The sequence below is a fragment of the Anaerococcus murdochii genome (assembly GCF_019957155.1).
Taxonomy (GTDB): Bacteria; Bacillota; Clostridia; order Tissierellales; family Peptoniphilaceae; genus Anaerococcus; species Anaerococcus murdochii.
On record NZ_JAIPME010000002.1, the window covers coordinates 1,667,402 to 1,691,175 of the forward strand.

General features: G+C 30.1%; 23 protein-coding genes. 21 read left to right on the top strand and 2 right to left on the bottom strand.

All coding sequences use genetic code 11. The features are described from left to right. Positions 1–197: 197 nt before the first annotated feature. Together K8P03_RS08450 and K8P03_RS08455 are read right to left on the bottom strand one after the other, a co-directional pair. The gene (locus K8P03_RS08450) at positions 198–1,331 is read right to left on the bottom strand and encodes a site-specific integrase (protein WP_223420248.1); all 1,134 of its coding nucleotides are present in this window, start codon (positions 1,329–1,331) and stop codon (positions 198–200) included. A gap of 168 nt (positions 1,332–1,499) precedes the next feature. Next, positions 1,500–1,847: a helix-turn-helix domain-containing protein gene (locus K8P03_RS08455; protein ID WP_223420249.1), complete on the bottom strand. Its 348-nt coding sequence runs from the start codon at positions 1,845–1,847 to the stop codon at positions 1,500–1,502. A gap of 132 nt (positions 1,848–1,979) precedes the next feature. Here K8P03_RS08455 and K8P03_RS08460 point away from each other — a divergent pair, with 132 nt between their 5' ends. The 21 genes from K8P03_RS08460 to K8P03_RS08560 all read left to right on the top strand — a co-directional run bounded on the left by K8P03_RS08460 (position 1,980) and on the right by K8P03_RS08560 (position 23,767). Next, a complete protein-coding gene (locus tag K8P03_RS08460; protein ID WP_223420250.1) occupies positions 1,980–2,165 on the top strand; it encodes a hypothetical protein in 186 nt (61 codons plus the stop codon). Between the two features lie 81 nt (positions 2,166–2,246). After that, the gene (locus K8P03_RS08465) at positions 2,247–2,474 is read left to right on the top strand and encodes a hypothetical protein (RefSeq protein ID WP_223420251.1); all 228 of its coding nucleotides are present in this window, start codon (positions 2,247–2,249) and stop codon (positions 2,472–2,474) included. 14 nt (positions 2,475–2,488) lie between these two features. Then, positions 2,489–2,698 carry a helix-turn-helix domain-containing protein gene (locus tag K8P03_RS08470; RefSeq protein ID WP_223420252.1) on the top strand — a complete coding sequence of 70 codons (210 nt, stop codon included), beginning with the start codon at positions 2,489–2,491 and terminating at the stop codon, positions 2,696–2,698. A gap of 15 nt (positions 2,699–2,713) precedes the next feature. Further along, positions 2,714–3,685 carry a replication initiator protein A gene (locus tag K8P03_RS08475; RefSeq protein ID WP_223420253.1) on the top strand — a complete coding sequence of 324 codons (972 nt, stop codon included), beginning with the start codon at positions 2,714–2,716 and terminating at the stop codon, positions 3,683–3,685. A gap of 11 nt (positions 3,686–3,696) precedes the next feature. Further along, positions 3,697–3,948, top strand: coding sequence for a hypothetical protein (locus K8P03_RS08480; RefSeq protein WP_223420254.1), 252 nt, complete (start codon positions 3,697–3,699; stop codon positions 3,946–3,948). 121 nt (positions 3,949–4,069) lie between these two features. Continuing rightward, positions 4,070–4,789, top strand: coding sequence for a J domain-containing protein (locus K8P03_RS08485; protein WP_223420255.1), 720 nt, complete (start codon positions 4,070–4,072; stop codon positions 4,787–4,789). A gap of 259 nt (positions 4,790–5,048) precedes the next feature. Then, on the top strand, positions 5,049–5,789 hold the full coding sequence (locus K8P03_RS08490) for a hypothetical protein (protein ID WP_223420256.1): 741 nt from the start codon (positions 5,049–5,051) through the stop codon (positions 5,787–5,789). After that, positions 5,782–6,780: a coiled-coil domain-containing protein gene (locus K8P03_RS08495; RefSeq protein ID WP_223420257.1), complete on the top strand. Its 999-nt coding sequence runs from the start codon at positions 5,782–5,784 to the stop codon at positions 6,778–6,780. Before K8P03_RS08490 ends, K8P03_RS08495 begins: the two co-directional genes overlap by 8 nt. After that, positions 6,774–7,082, top strand: coding sequence for a hypothetical protein (locus K8P03_RS08500; protein WP_223420258.1), 309 nt, complete (start codon positions 6,774–6,776; stop codon positions 7,080–7,082). The genes K8P03_RS08495 and K8P03_RS08500 overlap by 7 nt, the downstream gene beginning before the upstream one ends. Continuing rightward, complete coding sequence (locus tag K8P03_RS08505; protein ID WP_223420259.1) at positions 7,057–8,274, top strand: hypothetical protein; 1,218 nt, start codon at positions 7,057–7,059, stop codon at positions 8,272–8,274. The genes K8P03_RS08500 and K8P03_RS08505 overlap by 26 nt, the downstream gene beginning before the upstream one ends. Further along, positions 8,264–8,521, top strand: a complete 258-nt coding sequence (locus K8P03_RS08510) for a helix-turn-helix domain-containing protein (protein WP_223420260.1) — start codon at positions 8,264–8,266, stop codon at positions 8,519–8,521. Before K8P03_RS08505 ends, K8P03_RS08510 begins: the two co-directional genes overlap by 11 nt. A gap of 108 nt (positions 8,522–8,629) precedes the next feature. Further along, positions 8,630–11,584 carry an albumin-binding GA domain-containing protein gene (locus tag K8P03_RS08515; RefSeq protein ID WP_223420261.1) on the top strand — a complete coding sequence of 985 codons (2,955 nt, stop codon included), beginning with the start codon at positions 8,630–8,632 and terminating at the stop codon, positions 11,582–11,584. Positions 11,585–11,605: 21 nt separating this feature from the next. Beyond that, positions 11,606–13,645, top strand: coding sequence for a type IA DNA topoisomerase (locus K8P03_RS08520; protein WP_223420262.1), 2,040 nt, complete (start codon positions 11,606–11,608; stop codon positions 13,643–13,645). A 12-nt stretch (positions 13,646–13,657) separates the two neighbouring features. After that, positions 13,658–14,773 carry a hypothetical protein gene (locus K8P03_RS08525; protein WP_223420263.1) on the top strand — a complete coding sequence of 372 codons (1,116 nt, stop codon included), beginning with the start codon at positions 13,658–13,660 and terminating at the stop codon, positions 14,771–14,773. After that, complete coding sequence (locus K8P03_RS08530) at positions 14,770–16,809, top strand: VirD4-like conjugal transfer protein, CD1115 family (protein ID WP_223420264.1); 2,040 nt, start codon at positions 14,770–14,772, stop codon at positions 16,807–16,809. Before K8P03_RS08525 ends, K8P03_RS08530 begins: the two co-directional genes overlap by 4 nt. A 16-nt stretch (positions 16,810–16,825) precedes the next feature. Further along, complete coding sequence (locus K8P03_RS08535; protein ID WP_223420265.1) at positions 16,826–17,197, top strand: DUF6750 family protein; 372 nt, start codon at positions 16,826–16,828, stop codon at positions 17,195–17,197. Between the two features lie 13 nt (positions 17,198–17,210). Further along, positions 17,211–18,203 (top strand): hypothetical protein, encoded by a 993-nt coding sequence (locus K8P03_RS08540; RefSeq protein ID WP_223420266.1) that lies wholly within the window; start codon positions 17,211–17,213, stop codon positions 18,201–18,203. Beyond that, positions 18,204–18,692, top strand: a complete 489-nt coding sequence (locus tag K8P03_RS08545) for a PrgI family protein (protein ID WP_223420267.1) — start codon at positions 18,204–18,206, stop codon at positions 18,690–18,692. Between the two features lie 5 nt (positions 18,693–18,697). Continuing rightward, complete coding sequence (locus K8P03_RS08550) at positions 18,698–22,084, top strand: VirB4-like conjugal transfer ATPase, CD1110 family (RefSeq protein ID WP_223420268.1); 3,387 nt, start codon at positions 18,698–18,700, stop codon at positions 22,082–22,084. A gap of 65 nt (positions 22,085–22,149) precedes the next feature. Continuing rightward, a complete protein-coding gene (locus K8P03_RS08555; RefSeq protein WP_223420269.1) occupies positions 22,150–23,202 on the top strand; it encodes a hypothetical protein in 1,053 nt (350 codons plus the stop codon). Continuing rightward, positions 23,195–23,767 (top strand): hypothetical protein, encoded by a 573-nt coding sequence (locus tag K8P03_RS08560; RefSeq protein ID WP_223420270.1) that lies wholly within the window; start codon positions 23,195–23,197, stop codon positions 23,765–23,767. The genes K8P03_RS08555 and K8P03_RS08560 overlap by 8 nt, the downstream gene beginning before the upstream one ends. Positions 23,768–23,774 lie beyond the last annotated feature (7 nt).

A 23,774-nucleotide genomic window follows, 5' to 3' on the forward strand; every position in this document is an offset into this window, starting at 1 on the left:
GAAAATTATTGGCATATATATATTAGTGGTAGTAGATATGTACTTAAAAAAATAAACGCTGAATAATCAACGTTTACAAGGTGTTTGGTGGAGATGAAGGGAACTTGCAGCCTTATTTTCATAATGTTGATATATGAATAATATAAGGCTGCTACAAAAATCTATGTTACGAAAAATGTTACGGAATATTAATTTTTCTAGTCACTCATAAAATCTTCAAACTTTGAGATGCTTTTTCTTTCTTTAATTTTTGAAATATGAACATAAATATTTAATGTGGTTTCAATATTAGAGTGTCCTAGCCTGTGTTGAACGTCTTTTATATCCATACCTGCTTCAAAACAAAGACTAGCGTGTGTGTGTCTTAATGAGTGAAGTCTAATTTTTCTTAAGTCATTATTTTTAAGCACCCTTAAAAATCTTTTCCTAGGGGCATTATGACTTGTTAATTCAAGCGATTTATCGGTAAATACATATTTCTGAGTTTTTCCCTTGATCACAGTTTTTTTATAAATTTCTGATTGTTTCTGCTTCCATTCTAATAACAATTTAATAGTCATGCTGTCAATTGTAATAATCCTGGTAGAGTTTTTTGTTTTTGTAGAGCTAATAAACTTCTTGTTGTCCTTATAAACAGATAAGCTTTTATTAATGCTTATTGTTCGTCGCTTAAAGTCAATATCTGCCCATTCTAGAGCTTGTAATTCGGATTTTCTCATACCTGTATATGATAAAATCCAAAAATAGCAAAACCACATAAGATCAAGATCTTTTTTACAAGCTGCTAGAAATTCTTTTAATTCATCTTTTTCCCAAAATTCTATTGATTCATAGCGGTCTACACTATTTACATTAGTGATAGGGTATATCACAGATAAAGCAGGATTATAATCAACTATATCCCTACTTATTGCATAATCAAAAACTCTTTTGATCTGAGCATTAATTTTACTAAAGCTAGCAAGTTCTTTTGACTTTCTGTTGGTCAACTCTTGCAGCATAGCTGTTGTGATACTTTTTAGCGGTTTATTTCCAATAAAAGGATAAATATGAGAGTTGAAAAGACTTTTAGTTCTTTGATAGGAAGAATATTTTACAGTCTTGCTATAAAGTTCTAACCAATTTTCACCAATTTCTTTAAAAGTCGGATTTTTCTTTCTACGTAAATTTTCATTTCTTAGATTAGCATAAGCTAGTTCAGCTTGTTTTTTACTTGTAAATCCAGACCTATTAGTTCTGATTTCTTTTCCAGTTACATCATCTGTTCCTAAATAAGCATTAAACTTATACCTAAGATCCCCATTTTTATCCCTGTAGCTTTTTATATTCATAATTACCTCTAACCTTAAAATTATTAAAACGTAATAAAAAACAAACAAAAAAAATTTAGAAACGCAGAAATATCGGTTTCTAAAATTAATTATATCATATTATGATAAAAAATGGTAGCTGCTATTAAAAGAATTACAAAAAATAATAAATGGTTAAACAAAAAAACCTTATTTATTTAATGATTTTAGATAATCTTTTATAACTTGTCTTTTTTCAGGTGGTAAGTCTATATAGGATTCTAGGATCTTAACGTCTAGTTCTTCAAGATTGAATTGTTTGGAGATAGAGTCAAGAAAAGAGTCCTTTGTTTCGATAAACATTTCACCGTTGCCAGTTCTTAACCAATCTTCATTTACATTGTAGGCAAGGCAAATAGACTTAATAACTTGATCGGTAGGGTTATTTGTTCCGGTTTCAAGTTGGGAAATAGAGCTTCTTTTTAATCCTATATTCTCACCAAATTTTTCTCCAGATAATCCTAGAGCTTTTCTAATCTTTTTAATTCTATCTTTCATAGCGTTCTCCTGTTTATATTATAATCTAATTTTACAAATTATCAAGATAAATGTTTTTAGAATAAACAAAATCGTTGACAAAGTTTTTGAAATGACATATAATGTTTTTAGAGAAAACAAAAGGAGTTAAAAATGATTATTGAAATAAATAAAACATTAACTGAGAGCGAGCGAGAAGATGTTTATGAAATAGTAAATCTTCTTGTAAACTTAGATGAAGAAGTTAAAAAGAAATTATTGTATATGATGTTAGGGATAGAGTTGCTTGGAGCAACGGTTGAAGAAAAGACAATGGAGGTAGTAAATGAGCAATACTAGTTCAGAGTGGGACGATAAAGATTTTTACACTTATAGGATTGAGGAGATAAATAAAAAAATTGAGGAAGTAAAAAAAGAAATATGGGAAAAGAAGAATTTTTAGAAAATATAAGAAAGATTATATCAAATAATCAAGATGTGTATGGGATAAAAAATGATGAAGATCTTAAGGATATATCAGTATTTTTAGGAATTAACTTTAAAAGATGGTCTGAGGAAGAAATATATACTTATTTAAAAGGAATGTATGACATGATTAATATATTAAATAATCCGTGGAATTATTTTGAAGGTTGTAAATACGAATAATAACAGGTGAAATTATGGAAATTAAAAGCAATCTACCAAGAGTTAAAAAAGATATAGAAAAGGACTTTTTAAAGTTGTCAGAACTCAGAGAGTACCTGGGTTGTGGCAATGAAACAATATATAAAATGTGTGAGAATGGGTTGCCTAGATACCAGCCTTATGGAAAAACAATTTTATATTATAAGCAAGATGTAATTGACTATATCTTAAAGCACGAATTATAAGAAAGAAAGGCTATCATGTTTGATTATTATTATAGGGAAGAAGCAGAGCAATTTTCATTTATCAGGATCCCGAAGCAGCTTTTTATAGATCCAGCATTTTCAGATTTATCGACAGATGCAAAATTGGTGTATGGATTGTTATTAGATAGAATGAGTTTATCTAGGAAAAACAATTGGTTTGATGAGGATAATAGAGTTTATATAATATTTGCAATCGAAGATATTATTGACACTTTAAATTGTGCCAGAGGTAAAGCAGTTAAGGTTTTACAAGAATTAGATACTGAAAGTGGTGTTGGTTTAATTGAAAAGAAAAGATTAGGACTAGGAAAGCCGAATATAATTTATGTAAAAAATTTTATAAGAAGCGTAATAATTATAGAAGAAAATGAAGAAAATGACGTAGGAACGTTGAAATCGTCAAGAAGTTCGAAAATCGAACTTCAAGAAGTCCAAAAATCGAACTTCAAGAAGTTCGAAAATCAAACTTCAAGAAGTCCAAAAATCGAACTTCAAGAAGTTCGAAAATCGAACTCTAATAATACTAATTATAATAAGACTAATATTAATAAGACTGATTATAATAAGACTAATAATATGAGTGACGCTGACGATGACTCAGAAATCAAAAATTTACAAAAAGTCATTGACTGCTGGAATAGCTTGCCCGATGAGATAAATAAAATAATAGCATATAATCCAAGCAGGATTAATAATATTAATAATTTAGTAAATAAATATGGCATCGAGCTTGTATGTAAGGCAATTAAGTCAATAGCAGAAACGGATTTCTTGTTGGGTAAGAAAACAAAATGGAAGATCAACATAGATTGGTTCTGTGAGGAAGACAACTTTGTCAAGGTTTTGGAGGGTTATTATCAAGATCAGACAAAAACAATGAATGAGAGTTCTGAAAATAAAAATTCTATAGCAGATATAGCTAGAGCTAGAAGATTAAGAAGGCTAGCGGAAAGCACTAAAAATTAAGGAGATTGGTTATGCTAAACTTAACATACGAAGATATAAGTGAGTGTATATTAATCACAAACATGATAGTGGACTGTAAAATTAGAGATTTTAAAGACTTAATTATGTACTGCATAGATGAGTTTGAAAATGATTTTAACAAGAATAGTAGTAATGTGCCAATGATTGAAACAGTTATAAAAAACCCTGAATATTTCAAGATATTTATTGACTCTAATAATAAAAAAATATCAGAAGATTTTATTAGTCATCATGCTATGTAATTATATAAATTAACAATTGTGATAAAAGATTGCAAAATATAAGCTAGTAATTTAGAAAATTCAAGTGAAAATATTATTGCAATGTGATAAAATAGCTATAGTAACAAAAAAGGAGAGAGTTATGATAATATTTTTAATGGTATTGGGCATAATTTTTGCAATCTTATCTGTTGGTGTTGTTTTTATACCTTATTTTGCTTTGCTTATATTCGGTATGGACTTTGTTGTAGTATTTTTACTCCCAGGAGCTATAAATAATTATTTTGGAAATAAAGTTATACCCGATAATTTTTTATTAAATATAATAATTGTGCTTATATATTTAGCATTGACTCTTTATTTATTATATAAAAACAAAAAAGCATATTTTCTTGTGGTTTCTGCTGTTGCTTTTTTAATGTATGCTAGTGGACTACAAGAAAAAACATTACCTATATGGGTTATGACAATAATGTATCTAGCGTTTATACTCTCAAGATTAACGGTAGCTTTTGGATTTAAAATATTATCTGGCAGACCACCTCAGAATGGATCAGAAGCAGAGAATGATTATTTTTATAATACTGATCAGAACGACACTACACACGACGGAAACTCAAATAACAATATTCAAAACGATATTTCTGAATTTAAAGACAGTTTTGAAAGTGCCTGTGATATGTTAAATTTATCATATAATTGCTCGTTTGCTGATGTAAAGAACAATTACAGAGTGTTTGCAAAACAATATCACCCTGATGTAAACAATGACGATTCGTCTACAAGAAAGCTTCAAAAAATCAATGAAGCATACAACTTTTTAACCGAAGATAATATTGGAATTTATCAAAAATTAAAATAAAAAGTATCAAGATAAATCTAAATAAAACACCTGCCTGATTCGATCAGGCTTGTTGTTTTCCTTAAAGTTATCACGAAATAATAAAAATTTAATAAAACACTTGACATATTATTATAATATGATAAAATATAAGTGTAAGAAAAAATATTATCAAATGCTAATAAAAGTTTGAGATAAAACTTTAGCTATGATAAACAGGAGGTGCTAAATAAAAAAAATTGCGTTAGCAGCTATTATAGCCAGTAATTTGCTAAATCCGATGACTGTCAATGCAAGTGCAGACAGTCAAATAATGGTCAAAGAAGTTAAAGATAAAGCTGAAATTGACGATCTAGCAAAAAATAAAAGCAACAATGGCAGCTGGTATATGTTAAACAAAGATGGAGAAACTAAATATTTCTACATAACTGATAATGGAGAAGTTGAAATACACGATAAAGATCCTAATCAGGAAGCATCAGACAAGTATGGCAGTTTAGAAAAAGGGAATGTGAACATAAAAGTTGGTGGGCAAAAAGAATATCAAAGCCTATTAGTCAACTTAAAAACCAAAACAGGTGAACATTTACCGATTGATCTCAATGAATCTGAAATAAAAGCTGTCATACCAGTAGGCGAGTATGAAATTGATAGTGTAAGCATCGTAGATAAAAACGGTTACATGAAAGACACTAAATATGATGTTGATAAGCAATATTTCACAGTAGAAAAAAACAAGGACTATAATCTAGACTTAAAAATAAATGAAGTTATTGATGTAAGTGATAAGTCAATAGATGATTTAGTGGGAGAAGAAAAAGAAGATAAGGAGATGACAGCTGATAAGAATAATACAAGCGATAACGAAGAATCAACAAATATCGTAGAAGATAAAAAAATCGATAAATCTAATAACTCAATTTTAAAATATATTACAACAGGAGTCGCTGCTTTAATATTAGCTTTTATTAGCTTTTTAATCCTAAGAAAAAAAGAAATTAAAGGTGACTATGATGATTAAAGAGTATTTAGAAAGATTTTTATATCACATCGAACAACCTTGCGATATTCCTATCTTAAATAAGAGGATAAAATTTAAAAATCTTTATTTAATTATTCTGCTAATATTTATGTTTGTCTTTATAGGTTTTAGTATAAAACGTAGTTTAGATACAAGCAGGCAGGAGAAAATTGAAAAAGAATTTGCCATTGCAGAGGAATTGAGCAAAGAAGAAGAACGTAAAGATAACGAAATTGAAGAAGTTGAAGAAACTAACCTCGATGATTATGAAAATAGGGATAAGATTGAGGAAGATAACACAAATACAGTAGATCTAAGTCTTCTCACAGAGGAAGAGAGGAAGAAAAGATCAGAAGATATTGAAGATGTTGATTTAATTAAAAATAAAAACAACGAAATTAAAGATGAAGAAATAAAAAGTAATCAAAATCAGTATCAGGAAGAATTGAAAAAAAGATACGCTGAACAATCCAGGACAATTGAAGCTAACAACAATTATGATAGCAATAGAATAATACCAAATGGATATGTTTATTCAAATAATAATGATGCTGAATACAAAGAAAACATTGAATTTAAAAATAGGCTTGATACTCTTGAGAAAGAAGTCAACAGTCTAGGTGTTAATTCTGATATAGGTACAATTCAAACAAAACAAAAAGAGCTTGAAAATCTAACAGAAGAAATAAAAAAACAAAAAGAAATAATTGAAAAGCTAGGACAAGCGATAGAAGGTTCTAGATCTAACGAGCAAAACTATAAAATGCTTGTGCTAAACAACAAAAAAATAATGCTTTTAAATGATAAAGAAAGCTACCTAGTTACAAAAACTGATGACGATATGGATTTAATGACATATATAAAGTTATTATCAGATTTTCTAGATGATAAAGTTAAAGAACAGACTAAGTTTTCAATCGAAAAGATTGATGAATCTGACTTTAACAACATTATTAATAAACTTGAAAAGGCAGGTGTTGAGCTATGGTAAATGATAACTCTAAAATATCTGCCAAAGAACTTGAAAGTTTAGAAGCTAAGGAAGAAAAAGCATTAAAGAATTTAGATAAAAAGCGTGAAGATCTAACCAAAAAAGAAACTGCTCTTGAAAAAGCCAAAGAGAGTTTAAAAAAAGCTGAAATAGACTACAAAATAGCTTGTGCTAACAAAATGTTAGGACTAATGAGTGTTTTTACAGACGAGGAAAGACTTGATATAGTCGAGTCTGCAAAGATGCAAATAAGCAGCAATGAAGGAGTTGATACTAATGATCAAGTTAAAGAAACTCCTTAAAGTAAGTTTAGTATTTACAGTATCGGCTCTATTATTAACAGGCTGCAAAACTAGCAAGCAAAAAGAAATAAGAGAATTATCTAACTATGTAGACCTATCTTATGAGGGAGCTAATGGAAGTGCAAGCACTTTAGTTAGCTTTAATAAGGATAAGGCGTACAAAAGCATTAATTCTATTCTCAAGTTAAAGAATGATGACGAAGCTGAAATATCTAAATTAAATAAATTGCTTGATGGATTTAAAATCGATGTATTAAACGATAACAAAAAACTTAAAAATGGAGATGTTCTTAAAATATCAATGGAAGCTGATGATAACCTTCTAAAATACTTTAGGCTTGATTTAAATAAAAAACAAAGCGTAACAGTTGCTGGTTTAAAAGAGCCTGTAGAATATGATGTATTTGAGGGTATCGATGTTGATTATAAAGGATATAGTCCAAATCTTAAAGTTGAAATAAAGAAAAAAGACAGCCAGAATAAGTTTGCTGATAGTATAAATTATAATGTATTAAACCCACCACCATATTACAAGGGTCAAACATTAAAAGTAAAAGCTAGATATGACAAAGAGCTAGCAAGAAAAGCTGGTTATGTTATAAAAGATACAGTTAAAAACATCGATGTACCAAAAGAGTTAGGATATTATGTTGAAAATCTATCGGAAATAAGCAGCTCTTTTATATACGACAAATACTATGAAGGATATGACTTAATCAATAAAGAAAGAGAAAATATTAAAAACTTCATAGTGAATAATCTTGGTAAAAATTCAAAATTAAAAGATGAGCTTTCTGATCCTAAGATTTATATAGATTCTGATATTAAAATCAATCCCGAAGACGCTTTCTTTTCTGTATCAAAAGGCAACCTAAAAACTAAGGAACTAGAAAAAGTAGGAAATAAATTAACCTTTATTTACAGAGTAGAGGTAACAAATAAAAATTATAATTTCCCAATATTTTATGTAACTTATGAGGTTGAATCAATCACTAAGGAAAAAGATGGCACTTTTACAAAGGTAACGGGGAAGTTATCTTCTTATGATAAGTATTATGACAACATACTTATAGGTCTTGCAAACTCAATTGATCGCTCATATCAAACATACAGGATTGAGAGTCTGGAAGATGTACTAAAAATAGAAGAAGGCAACAATATAGAAAATAGGGGAAACACGAATGATGACTGAACACTTAAGGGAAAAAGGAGAAGCTTATGATAAAAAAATTAGAGCTAGGCTAAGAATTAAAGTAAAAGAAAGCGGTGTACCAATCCAAAGCATAGCTGAAAGTATTGGAAAATCACCACCATCTGTTTATAGATACCTTTCTTTGAAAAATAAATCCCGACTACCTATAGAAATTATAGTGAAAATATTAGCTGCAATTGAAGTTAATGAAGCTGAATTTTTTAAGGAGGTAGATGAGATGGATTAATTTTTTTGCAAAAAATATTTCATAATATGATAAAATTAGGGCTAAATATAAAAATATAGTTATAAAACGATAATAATAAAACAATAATACAAAATACAAGGAGTAAAAATGAAAAAAAATAACACAGTAAAAAAGGTGCTTATATCAGCACTAGTAGTAGGAGCGGTTCTAGGAACAGGGAAAACATCAGAAGCTTCAACCTGGAGAGCAAACTCAATAGCAAGTATTCAACAAGCACTAGGTCAAGATAAAGCAAAATATGGAGAAAATGTTTATGATATTAGATGGGGCGATTATTTATATGGAATAAGCCAAGCAACAGGAGTAAATATTGATACTCTTGCAAGCATAAACAAAATAGCAAATAAAAACTTAATATATACTGGAAATAAGTTATATTATGGTGCTGACACCCTTGTAACAAAAGACAACAAAGGAAATGTTACAGCTTATAGGCAAGGCGAAAATGGCAGCGTTCAAGCAGTAAATCCAAATCAATTAACAAATAGAGAACAAAGGGATATTGCTAAAAACCACCCATCACTTCAAGGTCAATCAGGTATTAAAAACCTAGCTGATGCAAACAAAGGACTAATTGCTGAAAATAACCAAAAACTTAAAGAGCTAGAAGGTAAAGTTGCTGAATACAAAAAGCAAAAAGAAGCAACTCAAAAAACTGGTGAAGGCTTAAAAGAAAGCCTACAAAAATATAGAAATGACCTTGATAAAATCAAAGATCCTGTAAAAAGAGCAGAAATTGAGAACAAGATCAAAGAACTTGAAGCCTTAATCAATGCTGAAACTCAAAAAGGCACAGACCTTGATAAGAAAGTTCAAGATCAAAACAAAGAAATCGAAAGACTAACTAAAGAAAACGAAGAATTAAGAAAAGAAATCAAAGAAAATAAAGATAAAAAAACTTCTAAGAATACAGGCGAAACTACAGATAAATCGACAGAATACACTTTTGATCATTCTTTCTGGTCAAGGTATCTAGGCGGAAATTCATCAAATAAAACAAGCAACAATGATTCAAAAATTAAAGAACTTGAAGATGCTGCAAAAGATAAGCAAGCAGAACAAGACAAATTAAAAAAAGAAATTGAAGATTTAGAGAAGAAAATAAAGAATAACTCTGATAGAATCGCAGAACTAGAAAAGCACAAAAATGGATCTGGTAAAGAGTCAGATAAGGAAATAGCTGAAAATAAAAATAAGCTTGAAGGACTCAAACAAGAACAAGAAAAAAATAAAGCTAGCCTTGATGAAATAAATAAAAATCTAGAAAATTCAAAGAATCAACTAAAAGAAATTGATGAAAAAATAAAAGCTTTAGAAGAAAATAAGGCTGATAAAGCTGAATTAGACAACCTTAAGGCTGAAAAAGAACAATTAACAAACAAAATTGCAGAACTAGAAAAATCGCTAGCAGCAGCTGATCAAAGCAATAAAGATGAAACTGATAAAATCAAGAAAGAACTTGATGAAGCTAGAGGTAATCTTGGTAAAGTCGATGAAAAGATTAAAGGACTTGAAGACGACTCTAATAGAAAAGCAGAAATTGAAGCTTTAAAAGCACAAAAAGATGAACTAGCTAAAAAGATTACTGAATTAGAGGAATCAAAATCAAACCTTGAAAACAAAGACAAAGAAATTGAAAACAAGATCAAAGAGCTTGAAAATCTAATTAATTCTGAAACTCAAAAAGGCACAGACCTCGATAAGAAGCTTGAAGATCAAAACAAAGAAATTGAAAGACTAACTAAAGAAAACGAAGAATTAAGAAAAGAAATAGATAAGATCAACGAAGAACTCGGAAAGCTCAAAAAACAAGCTGATGATGCTAAAGATGAAGCCTTAAAGAAAGCCAAAGAAGAAGCAATCAAAGAACTTGCAGCAGCAGGTATCACTGATGAAGAATCCAAAGGCAAAATCAATGCTGCAACCACAGTAGAAGAAGTAGAAAGAATTAAAAACGAACTACTAGATGCTAAGAAGCAAGCAGACAAAGATGAAGCCTTAAAGAAAGCCAAAGAAGAAGCAATCAAAGAACTTGCAGCAGCAGGTATCACTGATGAAGAATCCAAAGGCAAAATCAATGCTGCAACCACAGTAGAAGAAGTAGAAAGAATTAAAAACGAACTACTAGATGCTAAGAAGCAAGCAGACAAAGATGAAGCCTTAAAGAAAGCCAAAGAAGAAGCAATCAAAGAACTTGCAGCAGCAGGTATCACTGATGAAGAATCCAAAGGCAAAATCAATGCTGCAACCACAGTAGAAGAAGTAGAAAGAATTAAAAACGAACTACTAGATGCTAAGAAGCAAGCAGACAAAGATGAAGCCTTAAAGAAAGCCAAAGAAGAAGCAATCAAAGAACTTGCAGCAGCAGGTATCACTGATGAAGAATCCAAAGGCAAAATCAATGCTGCAACCACAGTAGAAGAAGTAGAAAGAATTAAAAACGAACTACTAGATGCTAAGAAGCAAGCAGACAAAGATGAAGCCTTAAAGAAAGCCAAAGAAGAAGCAATCAAAGAACTTGCAGCAGCAGGTATCACTGATGAAGAATCCAAAGGCAAAATCAATGCTGCAACCACAGTAGAAGAAGTAGAAAGAATTAAAAACGAACTACTAGATGCTAAGAAGCAAATAGTCTATAAATGGTCTAAATATGATATAAATAAAGTCTATGAATACGGAGTCGTATTCAAACCAACTCATGATACTAGGGGTAGATTTCCAGATAAACTTTATAAGTCATACTCTGTTGATGAGACTTGGAAAGTTAGAATTAATGTTTCAGACGAAGTTAAAACAAGAGATATGGCAGTAGGAGAAGTTGGATATGATAAGCTTCATAGTGAATATCAAGATCTCCTTTATAAATGTGTTAAAGATGATGCTGGATTTATATACACTGATATAGGAGAAGTTAAAATAGTTGGTTCTTCTCAAAGTAAAGGTGCGTACAATTCTTCAGTTGAATCAACTGACGAATTTGCATATCCAAAAAGTGGAATTTTAGATGGTTATTGGTACGAATATATTGGATCAAGTAAATAAATAAAATTAGTGAGCAATTAAATGAAACTAATAATCGCAGAAAAACCTTCAGTCGCAAAGTCTATAGCAGGCGTATTAGGCTGTAATTCACTACAAAAAGGATATATAGAAGGTCAATCTTGCATAGTGACATGGACAGGGGGTCATCTAGTAACTCTAGATGACCCTAATTCATATAATCAGTCATATAAGCAATGGAATAAAAGCGACCTACCAATCCTACCAAGACCTTTTAAAACAAAGGTAATATCATCTAAATATTATCAATACAAAGTGGTTAAGAACTTAATCAACGACAATAGGGTAGATGAGATAGTTTGTGCTACAGATGCAGGTAGAGAAGGAGAGCTTATATTCAGGCTAGTGTATGACAAAATAGGAACTAAAAAACCATTTACTAGAATGTGGATTCAGTCAATGGAAGATCCCGCTCTCCTAGATGAGTTTAATAAAGCAAAAGACGGTCACAGCTATGACGATTTAAGCGAAAGCGCTAAAGCAAGACAAGAAGCTGATTGGTTAGTAGGCATAAATCTAACCAGGCTAGTATCTATCGAAAATAACAAGAAGTTTACTATTGGAAGGGTACAAACTCCTACACTAAACCTAATAAATGCAAGATGTGAAGAAAAAGAAAATTTTAAACCTGAAAAATATAACACAATTCAAGCGGATATAAACCAAGATGGCAAGGTTATAACATTTGAAACTGAAAGAATAGAAACACAAGAATCAAGTTATAAAATGTCCTCGATGTCAAGCGAGCTTGAAATTGAAGAAGTTATTTGTGAAGAAAAAACCACTAAAGCTCCTAAATTGTATGATTTAACTAATTTACAAAGAGCTGCTAATAAGAAATATGGTTTAAGTGCTAAGCAAACACTCGATATAGCACAAAGCCTTTATGAAGCTAAATATATATCATATCCGAGAACAGATAGCGAATATATAACATATGATATGGTTGAATCAGTTAGAAAGCTTATAGGTAGTCACGCTGATAGCGATATGTTTGACAATGTAGAAAAAATAGCTAACGACAAAAAAGTTAGTGACCATACAGCTTTATTGCCAACAATATATTCGATAGATAAAAAAGACGAGATCAACAAGCTCGACAAGGATCACATAAATATATACACACTTATTTATATGCAGCTTTTAAAATCGGTTTCTAAAAACTACAGGTATATGCAAACAAAAGTAACAGCCATTAGCGGTGATATTAAACTATATACTGTTGGGAAAGTGGAAATAGATCAAGGATTTAAAAAGCTAGAAAGCGAAGACGATGCTGCAAAATCAGAAAAAGATTTAAGTGGGTTAGAAGAAGGTATGTCATATCCAATAACAGAAACCAGGCTGATGGATAAAACCACAAAGCCACCAGCCTACTATAATGATGATAGTTTACTAAAAGCTATGAAAACAGCAGGATCAGGCTTATATGAAAAAGGATTAGAAATTGAAAGAACAGGTCTAGGAACAACAGCGACTAGAGCCGATATAATCGAAGGACTAATAAAGAACGGTTATATAGCAAGATCTAAAAAATATATTGTTATAACCGAACTAGGCAAACAGTTATTAAGCGTAGCTCCTGATAAACTAAAAGAAATTGAACTTACTGTCAATTGGGAAAATGAATTAGCAAAAATTGCCGAAGGCGAAAAAGATAAAAATAGTTTTATCCAGGAAATAGAAAATTATTTGAAGGATATTGTTAAATCCTATGAAGGTGATGAAAGCCTAAAAGTAAAAGAAAGCATAATCGGAACTTGCCCTTATTGTCAAGGTAATGTTTATATCAATGATAGATCCATAAATTGTGAAAACTCAAAATATGGGAAGAATAAAGGGACTTGCAGGCTAAGCACACTTAGGACTATATCAGGTCATAAGCTTAATGAAGATGAAGCCAAGTCACTCATAGAAGATGGAAGAACACCACTAATATCTGACTTCATATCTAAAAAAGGAAATAACTTTCCAGCCTATGTAGTTCTTAGCAATAGTGGTGCATACCCTACAACCCTTGAATTTCCAGACAAAAAATCATAAGGCGGTGATTAGATGACTGATAGAGTAGCAAGCCAAACAAGTGCTATGACTCAAAAATTAGCAGAGGTTCTATTTAGAGCATTTCAAGATGAAAGCTTGAAAATGATTAGGGCATCAAAACAAAAAACAGCTGACTTAATTAAAGAATCAAAACTTAAAAAATTTGGTGAGTATGATTTGGAAAAATTAAATAGATTATCAGGATCATATGGTTTAGGTAATATAAACCTAGATAAGTCATATTATGGAGTGTTTGAAGAATTTGCAATAAAAAACAAGATGCCATTTTCAAAATCAGTTGATGAAAAGGGCAACTATAACATATATTTTTCAAACAAAAACAAGAAAGAAATGACTTATTTCCCAAAGTTTGTTTTAAACAAGAATGAGCTAAATAAGAACGATATCATCAACCATGCAAAAATGGGAAAATCAAAGCAAATACTTGTAATAAACAATCTTACAGAGGACGAGATGAAAATCATCGATCTTCTAAAAGAAAGCAATGATCTTAAATATGCTAAAGTTGAAAATAGACTAGTTATTTCAAAAGATGATTATGAAAAATTCTTAAATGAATATAGGGAAGTCAAGGCAATAATTAAAGGAAAAGATGGAAAAGATCTTGTGGAATCACTTAATAATAAAAAGCTATTAAATGAAGTGATTAAATGCAAGGATAAAAAAGACATTGAGCAAAATAGGCACTACATAATTGTAGATGCTGCAAACCCTAATAAAACGATTGACCTGTATAAAGAAAAACAAAAATATTTAACAAATAAAGATAATCTTACAGAAGACGAGATAAGTAAAATATTAAAGCAGAGCTGGTATATGACAACACCTGTTATCATGACTGATATGGAATACACAAACTTGTTGAGAATGAAACCAGGCGAACAAATCCACGAGCTAAACTCTAAAGCGAAATATATTTTCATAGAAGAAATACGAAACGAGCTGAGCCATGAAGAAATATCAGAAATTGATATAAATGTAAACATAAAAGAGGAGCAACTTAACAATTCAAAAACTTTTTCAGCAAAAGACTTTGATATTATCTTAAACTCTAAAGATGATAATAAGGATAAAAATAATGAAATAACCAAGGAAAGAAGCAGATGATTAAAAGAAAAGATTATGATGGAGTTCCTGTATATAGGGAAACATCTGGCGATAGAAAAAGGACTATTAAATACTTTTTTATACCCACTTTAATCATTTATCTTTTCTTTCTGCTTCACTTATCTTACGTTGTAAATTATGTAAATACACCTAAAGGGTTAAATGCCATTAATGAAGCATTTGAAAATATAAGGATTTCTCCATTTAATATTTACTTTGATCCTGGGATTGTATTTAAAGGATTAATAGTATATATCCTAGGTTTTGCCTTTGCAGCTATGTACTTTCTATCAAAGCCATATAAATATAGGGCAAAAATAGGAGATGAACAAGGATCGGCTAAGTGGAATGACAATATCAAAAAATACAATAAGCAGTATTCTTTTCCTAAAGGTGAAACCTATTCAGAAATAACATATAAACTAGACGACAAAGAAGAAGTTGCTAAAAATTGGAAAATTAAACCAATCGAGGAAAAATACGAGGATAGTAAAAATAAAAATCTACAGCAAGAAGGCTATGTTATAAGTCCTAACATGATATTATCAAAAAATGTTTATTTATCAATGAGGGGCAAAGAAACATTCAGAAACAATAACATTATAGTAATAGGTGGTTCTGGTACTGGAAAATCAAGATATTTTGCTAAACCCAACCTACTAAACGCTAATGCCAGTTATATCGTAACTGATCCATCAGGAGAGTTGTTACAATCGCATGGAAAGTATTTACAAAATATGGGATATGACATAAAGGTTTTTAACCTTGTAGACATGGATTTATCACACACATATAACCCATTTTCATACATTCGTGATGAGAATGGAGTTTATCAAATGATAAACACCTTTATTTTAAATACAACCCCAAGCGGGCAATCTTCATCAGACCCATTTTGGGAAAATGCTGAAAAAATGTTGCTTACAGCAATATGCTTTTTGCTATATGAGTCATATGTAGACGATGAAGGAAATAAAATAGATGGCACTTTTGCAGAAGTGACCAGGCTTATTGGATATGCAATACCTGAAAAGGAAGGGAAAGAAACAAAGCTTGATTTAATATTCAAAGAAGTAGAAAAAGCTAATCCTGAATCTATAGCACTTTTTAACTATAGGAACTTTAAACAAGCTGCTGGAGATACTGCGAAATCTATTGTAATATCGGCACAAGCAAGACTTTTCCCTTTTTCACTACCTAAGATTAAAAATCTAACATCATCAAATGACATTAATTTACAAACAATAGGAGAAAGAAAAACAGCCTTGTTTGCAATTTTACCATCAGCTGACACAACATTTAACTGGATTGTATCACTTATGTACTCACAGCTCTTTGAAACCTTATATTATCAAGCAGAGCATAGGAAAAGCAAATCTTTAGCTATACCAGTTAGGTTTATACTAGATGAGTTTGCTAACATAGGTAAAATTCCTGATTATACCAACAAACTAGCAACAATGAGAAAATATGATATTTCATGTTCTGTAATTTTACAAAATCAGAATCAGCTAGAGAAAATGTATGAAAAAGATTATAAATCTTTGATTGGAAACTGTGATACAACAGTTTTTCTAGGATCTGGAGAAAAAGATACAATGGAATATTTCTCAAAGGTACTAGGATCAACAACAATATACAAAAAATCTACTGGAGAATCGTTAGGAAGAAATAAGTCATATTCTAGAAATGAAGATGTTATAAAAAGAGAATTGATGACACCTGATGAAATTGGAGTAATGGATAATGAATTGTCGATTATTACCATAAGAGGAGAACGACCATTTAAAGATGAGAAGTTCCCATACGAAAAGCACCCAATGTATAAGTATTGTGGTGACGGTGGTGGAGAGGAGCTTTTCTTAAACCCAGAAGTTATAAAAGATATGGCTAAAGCCTATGAAGTAAAGAAAAAATCATCATCTAACAATGAAGAAGAAATAAAGAAAATAGATGAACAATTGTCTGACTATAAAACAATTAAAGATTGGTCAAATGAAGACATTAATATTGTTGACTATATACTGTTTTCATAAATTTAAAGGAGTAAAAATGAAAAATAAATTAATACAATTACAAGATAAAATCGAAAATAACAAAATATCACTAAAAATAAAAAGAAGAATAGTGGCTTTTCTAAGTCCGATGCTTGTTATCTTATCCCCTTATATTGCTTACGCTGATATATCAGGTGTAAATATGGACGTTGATGAAAATACAGCCTTTGCTGGAATGATAAACGTTGTTATAAAGATAGCTAAGTACGTTGGAATTGCACTACTAATTGTTGGTGTAATAACCTTCCTAGAAGCACAATCAAGTGAAAATCCTGAAAGAAAAACCACATCTATTAAATTGTTTGCTACAGGTGTTGGATTAGTAGGAATAGAATTTCTTCTAAAAGCTACAGGATTGGTTCATTAAGAAAGGCTAAAAAATGACAGCAAGTTTTTTATATAAACTTTGGCGACTTTGTTTTTTAGACGTTACAGATATTGCAAGAACCCTTCTAGGGATAAATCCTCTAGAAGGGGGATTTGAGCTTAAATATGGAGCTGCATCTAATGGTGAAGTTGTAGGGACTGATATAGCAAGTCTTTATAACAATTATTTTGTACCTATGGCTTTGTCCTTTTTGATAACTGTAGTGGTTATAATTCTACTGCAAAAGCTTGCATTTGAAGGAATAACAAAAGAAGCAGGTATAAAGGTAATGATAGGCTTTTTAATAAGCTTTATGGTGATTACTAATGGATTAAAGATAGGTAGAAATGTTATAAAATTAGGAAACGCAGCAGCACTTAAAATATATGATAGCTCTGCAATCTTAACAGGTGAAGCAGTTAACTCTGATAAAACTGATGAAGCAACTGGAACAGAAGGTGATCAAAGTCTTAATAACTTGAACAACTTCTTAAAAACCATAGATCCTGAACTAGAAATTGCAAAAGATGGTGAAGGCTATAAATATAAATCTAACGGTGGCGGTTTCGGCGGATACCTATTTTCAATGGCTTATAAATTAGTACCTAGTATGTTTGCTGGTTTATTAATACTATTTTTTGTATTGGGGAACTTTGTCTGTATTGGAGTCATGGGATCAGTTTTAATAACAAGAATGCTGGAGCTAGTACTTAAGGTGTTAGGAATACCAATAGCTGCCTTAGAGTTTGCACTAAATGGCTATAATTCATCTTCTATGAGATATTTAAAATCTTTAATAGCGGTATCAATACAAGGTGTTTTTATAGTATTGATCCTATGGTTAAAAGCAAGAATGTCTTTAATACTTATAAAAATCATAGGAGAAACAACACGAGGTGCTTATGGTGGAATGATTTTCATCGTTCTAACATTAGCAGTAACAGCAGCCTTTACAGGCATGCTTATTAAGTCGCAACAATATGCTAGAGAAGTGGTAGGTGTTTAGATGAAAGATATAAAAATACCTAAAGAAGTAAGTGCATATGAAGCTAAGCTGATTGGTTCATTAACAGCCAGACAAGCTGCTTCATTATCTGTTGGTACTGTAGTTATGTTTTTAACTTATGTCTTCCTAAGGGATTATTTTTACGCTCCAATAATTATAATAGTATGCAGCATAATATTAACCCCTTTTATAGGTTTTGCTTGGTTAAAACCATATGGAGTAAAACTTGAAAAAATTGCAAAACTAATTGTTACATCTAGGCTAAGAACTAGTAAAAGAGGATATAAGATCAGCAACTCTACACTAAGAACAATTAAAAATATGTTTGTTGCTAATTCTAAAAAACAAAAATCAAAAAAGACAAAAGTAGATAAATACGATGAAAATAAAGCGAATATTTTAACTAAAAAGGTTGAAAACAACCTTAATAAGTTGAAGAAGGAACAAGAAAAACAATTTAGCAAAGAATATAAAGGTGTAAGAAAGTAGGTTAAATGAGCAAAAAAAGTATATTTCTGACTTCCAAGTCAAGTAGAAAAAATCTTAAACCCTTTATCCTAATAGATAATGGAATATCAGTAGATAAAAAGGTGATTAAGTTTTTTGATATAAATGAAATAAAGAATGATAAACTAATCGACTTAATTAAAAGTTCTGAAAAAGCAAGTCTTACATTTTCTACTAATAAAATAGATGGAAAATATTTTAATCAGAATATATTTAGAATTGAAGGCGATTGTGACCTGGATTTATTGCCATATGAAGATGCTGATATAATGGCATTCATATCAAGCATTTATAATAATGAAGACAGGTTAAACCAATTATATGATAATAAGATGACAAATGTATATGATGAGATCGATGTAATTGCTCCTGATAAAATGATTGAAAATGATTCGTATATTGAAATTGACGATCATTATATAAGAGCATATACAATTATCAATCCAATTATTAATTTAGATGATATTAAGCAATTTATGGACTCTAATATTAAAAAAACATATACAATATTTTTTGAAAAAGTAAAAACTGATGATTTAAAAGCTAATCTTAAAAAGTATTATAGCATGGAAATTAATAAGCTAGAAAAATACGGTGCTAGAAGCGAGATTTTAAATCAGATAGAACAAATTGAAAATAAGCGTGATAAATTTCTCAAAGAGCTTGATAAAAATAAGGGAGCTATATATACAAAAAGTGCTATATTAACCATAAAATCTGATAGTATTACAGGTCTTGAAAAAGATGAAGATATAGTCAGAAAATATTTGCTAAATGAGGGGTCTATTATAAGACCCCTTTATACTAACAATTTATTAGCACTCAACTCTCAAGCTTTAGGAGTGAGCTATATAAACAACAAGGCAGTATTTTCTTTTGACAATGATATTGATTTTAATCTAAGAAAATTCTTGTCGATGAGCGAGTTTAAAAAAAGCTTTTACAAAACAAATAATAGACTTAGCACTCAAGATACCCTGTTTTTAGATGATTTCATTAAAGATGGAATCCTACATTTAGGAAATGGTAAATACTCAAAATCTTTTAGGATAAAATCTATAAATTTTGAAACTCTAGATGAAGAAGATCAAGAAAAAATAATTTTAAGATACCAGGAATTTTTAAATTCATTTACTAAAGAAGTAGAAGTATATGTAACTATAAATAACAAAAAAATATATATCGATGAATTTACTAAGGAGATTTTACTAAAAGATAAAAACGATAATAAGGATTATATGAGAAAAGAATATAATGATATGCTTTTAGACAAAATAAGTAAAGGTATCAACTCAATCCAGAGAGAAAGATATGTAACACTTAGTTTAGAAGCCGACTCATATAAAGAAGCTATTGAAAAATTCAATATCTATACTGACTTAATGAAAAGATCGATTAAAACTATAGGATCAGGAGATAAAAACAATTCTGACCTAGAAGTGTTGAGTGAAGAAGATAGAATAGAAGTTTTATTTAACTTACTAAATCCTGAAAAAGGCAAATATCTAAAATACTATAATATTGAAAAAATGAGAAAAGAAGGACTTACTATATCAGATATTATTGCTCCTGATTTTATGAATATAACTTCTAATTATATTAAAATAAATGATTATTATGTATCATTTTATTTTATATCAGAGCTGCCTAACTTGCTAAATCCAAGCTTTTTTGCTGGGATTAATGAGGAATTTAATGAGCAAATACTAACTACAGTAATATATAATCCTTACGAGCAAAAAGAAGCTGTAAAGTTAATATCATCACAATATCTTAACTACAATGCAGAACTAGAGTCATTAAACAAAAGATCAAAATTAAACAATTCATTGTTTATAATCCCACCAAAGCTTGAAGTAGCGTTAGAAGAAACAAAGGCTCTATTAGATGATGTAACCGAAAGGGATCAGAAGCTTTTTAAAACTAATGTTGTAGTAGGTGTATATGGTAAAACTAAAGTTGAAATGGATAAAAACGCAAGTCTTTTGAAAGATTATTGTGACAGAAAAATGGTAAGTCTAACAATAGCAAAGAATATGCAAGAATATGCCTTAAATTCTTGCTTGCCGATAGGACAAGATATGCTGCCTATGAAAAGATCGCTTACAAGCGAAGCTGGAGCTGTTTATATGCCATTTAAAACCCAAAACATATTAGATCCATCAGGAATGTACTATGGTGTAAATCCTGCTAATAAAGATTTAATTCTTGTTAATAGGAAGAAATTTAAAAATGGCAATGGCTTTATTTTAGGGAAACCGGGTGGCGGTAAATCATTTGCTGCAAAAAATGAAATTTTAAATACAATTTTAACAACTGATGACGATGTAATAATTGTCGACCCTGAAAACGAGTATAGGGATTTATGTTTATCACTAGATGGAGAATATATACCTATCGAGCAATCATCACCATACCATATGAATCTGTTTGATATAGAAGAAAACGATAAAGAAGACGGTGGACTTGAAGGCTCTATTAAGGAAAAAGTTAGCTTTATAACAGGCTGTGTTGGTCTGATGATGGAAAGAGTGTTAACTATAGAGGAAAGTGCAATACTTGATGATTGCATTACTCAAATATATAAATCCTGGTTTAAATATGTGAGTGAACAAGAACGTAATAAACAAGAAGTCAATTATGAATACTTCCCAACACTTACAACCTTAAGGGATAAACTAGGATCACTTCAAGGTAGGGAGAAAAATGAAGCATATTCACTAATAACTGCTCTTAGAATGTACACAACAGGTTCATTAAATATGTTTGATCAGCAATCAAACATAAACCCTAGAAATAGGCTGGCTGTATTTTCAATAAGAGGACTAAACAATGAAGGTGTACTAAAAAAGCTTGCTATGAATATCATTATGGATCAACTATGGCAAAGACTGCTTAGAAATGGTAAAAATGGTAGACCTACCTGGATATACATTGATGAAATATATTTATTATTTGATAACGTAAACTCTATGAATTTCTTAAGGAACTTATGGAAAAGAGCTAGGAAGTATAATGGTTTCCCTACAGGAATTACTCAAAACGTCGACGACTTGCTTGCTATTCATGATGCCAGGACTATGCTATCCAACGCTGATTTTGTTATGATGTTAACACAATCATCTATAGATAAGTCAGGATTAGCAACTCTATACAATTTAGGAGAAACATTACAAACATATATTACCGACTCTGAACCAGGACACGGATTAATCCATACCGAGTTTGGAACTATACCATTTGAAAATAAATTTCCTAAAAATACACATATGTACGAGGTAATGACAACTAACCCAGCTGAAAAAGCTGAGATCCAAAGGAGAAAACAAAATGAAATTGAGAGAGCTAATAAAATCAAAGAAGCAAGCAAATGAAGCGTTAAGAAAAGAAGTATTACAAGAATCTGATAAGTGGAAAAAAATAAGGGAGCAAAAAGAAGATGTTGAATAATGATAAATCTACCATAATTGGCAGCGATTTAAGAGCTTTAATACCTTTTTTAGCTTGTAATTCGGATTATTCATTTGCTGTTATTAATTCAATTTATCATGAATATAAATATGATAGAGGACACAAAACTAGTCCTCTATACATATTTACTGAAAAAGAATTTAAAAATTATATAGCAACAAAAAATGGAAAACCAAGCAATGAGAAGCCTTATCTGACACCTATTTATGATATAAGCAGCAACCAAATTGTTTGGTTTAATTTATATACAGATAAAAACTTTGATGCTTATAAACCCAACAATCCAAGTCAAATGAGAGAAGAAATTGATCTGATTTTTAACTCTCTAATTGAGTTTTTTAATAGGCAGATGATAGTTATAAAATTCGATGATCATGAGATATACAAAGAATCATATAAGCATTACGACCTGGAAGACAGAGAGTTGGTATTTTATGATTATAAAAATCTAGTGGAAAAAATATACGTTTTGCTTGAAGTTTTTTTAAGAAATGTTTTTATGACAGACAACAAAATATTAATTAATTTAGTATTTTATGAAGTATTAAATAGAAAAGTCAGTTTAAGCATCATTGATAACAACTATTCTGATATATCGGTTAATAAATTACAAAACATATATGAATATAGCAGAATCATTCTAGAATTTATAAATATGTTGCTTACTGATCCAGGATATATAGATCTTGCTAATTCAGATGAAAATTCAATAAATGATCAACGAGTAAACATAAACAATATCATATTTTCAGATATGGAAACACTTGAAGTATTTGATGAAATTCAGGATAATAAAATGAATCTATTATTAAATAACCTAGATGAGATTAATATATTACAGTCGTATAAGTATTGGAACTTAGGGGATAAAAATAAGTATATAACAAGTTTAAATGATATTGATAGCATGAAAGACCTATCAAATAAATTAAATTCCTATTCGGAAGAAAAAGTAAAAGCAATTTTACTAAACAATCAATATAATTTGCAGATAATAAGGAGTAATAAGAAAAATGTCTAACAAGCCTAACTACCTAAATGAAACAGTAGAAGTAGGTAGCGATATAAACCCAAATATGTACAAAAATCAAAATGAAATTACAAAAAAAGATGTAATAATCGCAGCTTCTGGATTGACGGATAGTGGTGAATTAAAATCAACTGTAGAGCTATATTGGGACTTAGATGAGCAAGGGATTAAGTCTGACTATAAGGAGCTTGAAGTGACGGAAGCGATGCTAAAAATAACAAACATAAGCGGCTTTGTCCAGGTTGCCTTTGTATTCGATAAAGAGGATTTTCAATTAAATATTTTACATGAATTTTTAAGTGAATATTTTTCTCCAAATGCAAGTATAAATAGAATGCTAGAGGTTAGGATAATACCTAAAAGCATGGAAGGCGAAGTTATGATGATTGCTGACAATCCTATTATGATGTCGGTATCTAGCTTTAAGTTGAATGATCTAGATACAATTCAAATACTTTTTGAGGAGTCAAATGTTGAAGTTGGATATCTAGGAAGCAAAGATATTAAGTGGAAAGTTGAAACATTGCCAATCAATTTTGAAAAATCAATTATTTAAGGAGAGG

Bases quoted from the DNA above. Each gene is read 5' to 3' on its own strand.
- K8P03_RS08485 (WP_223420255.1), top strand. From the start codon at position 4,070: ATGATAATATTTTTAATGGTATTGGGCATAATTTTTGCAATCTTATCT.
- K8P03_RS08450 (WP_223420248.1), bottom strand. From the start codon at position 1,331: ATGAATATAAAAAGCTACAGGGATAAAAATGGGGATCTTAGGTATAAG.
- K8P03_RS08500 (WP_223420258.1), top strand. From the start codon at position 6,774: ATGGTAAATGATAACTCTAAAATATCTGCCAAAGAACTTGAAAGTTTA.
- K8P03_RS08550 (WP_223420268.1), top strand. From the start codon at position 18,698: ATGAGCAAAAAAAGTATATTTCTGACTTCCAAGTCAAGTAGAAAAAAT.
- K8P03_RS08495 (WP_223420257.1), top strand. From the start codon at position 5,782: ATGATTAAAGAGTATTTAGAAAGATTTTTATATCACATCGAACAACCT.
- K8P03_RS08560 (WP_223420270.1), top strand. From the start codon at position 23,195: ATGTCTAACAAGCCTAACTACCTAAATGAAACAGTAGAAGTAGGTAGC.
- K8P03_RS08470 (WP_223420252.1), top strand. From the start codon at position 2,489: ATGGAAATTAAAAGCAATCTACCAAGAGTTAAAAAAGATATAGAAAAG.
- K8P03_RS08480 (WP_223420254.1), top strand. From the start codon at position 3,697: ATGCTAAACTTAACATACGAAGATATAAGTGAGTGTATATTAATCACA.
- K8P03_RS08535 (WP_223420265.1), top strand. From the start codon at position 16,826: ATGAAAAATAAATTAATACAATTACAAGATAAAATCGAAAATAACAAA.
- K8P03_RS08545 (WP_223420267.1), top strand. From the start codon at position 18,204: ATGAAAGATATAAAAATACCTAAAGAAGTAAGTGCATATGAAGCTAAG.
- K8P03_RS08455 (WP_223420249.1), bottom strand. From the start codon at position 1,847: ATGAAAGATAGAATTAAAAAGATTAGAAAAGCTCTAGGATTATCTGGA.
- K8P03_RS08475 (WP_223420253.1), top strand. From the start codon at position 2,714: ATGTTTGATTATTATTATAGGGAAGAAGCAGAGCAATTTTCATTTATC.
- K8P03_RS08530 (WP_223420264.1), top strand. From the start codon at position 14,770: ATGATTAAAAGAAAAGATTATGATGGAGTTCCTGTATATAGGGAAACA.
- K8P03_RS08505 (WP_223420259.1), top strand. From the start codon at position 7,057: ATGATCAAGTTAAAGAAACTCCTTAAAGTAAGTTTAGTATTTACAGTA.
- K8P03_RS08525 (WP_223420263.1), top strand. From the start codon at position 13,658: ATGACTGATAGAGTAGCAAGCCAAACAAGTGCTATGACTCAAAAATTA.
- K8P03_RS08555 (WP_223420269.1), top strand. From the start codon at position 22,150: ATGTTGAATAATGATAAATCTACCATAATTGGCAGCGATTTAAGAGCT.
- K8P03_RS08520 (WP_223420262.1), top strand. From the start codon at position 11,606: ATGAAACTAATAATCGCAGAAAAACCTTCAGTCGCAAAGTCTATAGCA.
- K8P03_RS08460 (WP_223420250.1), top strand. From the start codon at position 1,980: ATGATTATTGAAATAAATAAAACATTAACTGAGAGCGAGCGAGAAGAT.
- K8P03_RS08490 (WP_223420256.1), top strand. From the start codon at position 5,049: ATGACTGTCAATGCAAGTGCAGACAGTCAAATAATGGTCAAAGAAGTT.
- K8P03_RS08465 (WP_223420251.1), top strand. From the start codon at position 2,247: ATGGGAAAAGAAGAATTTTTAGAAAATATAAGAAAGATTATATCAAAT.
- K8P03_RS08540 (WP_223420266.1), top strand. From the start codon at position 17,211: ATGACAGCAAGTTTTTTATATAAACTTTGGCGACTTTGTTTTTTAGAC.
- K8P03_RS08510 (WP_223420260.1), top strand. From the start codon at position 8,264: ATGATGACTGAACACTTAAGGGAAAAAGGAGAAGCTTATGATAAAAAA.
- K8P03_RS08515 (WP_223420261.1), top strand. From the start codon at position 8,630: ATGAAAAAAAATAACACAGTAAAAAAGGTGCTTATATCAGCACTAGTA.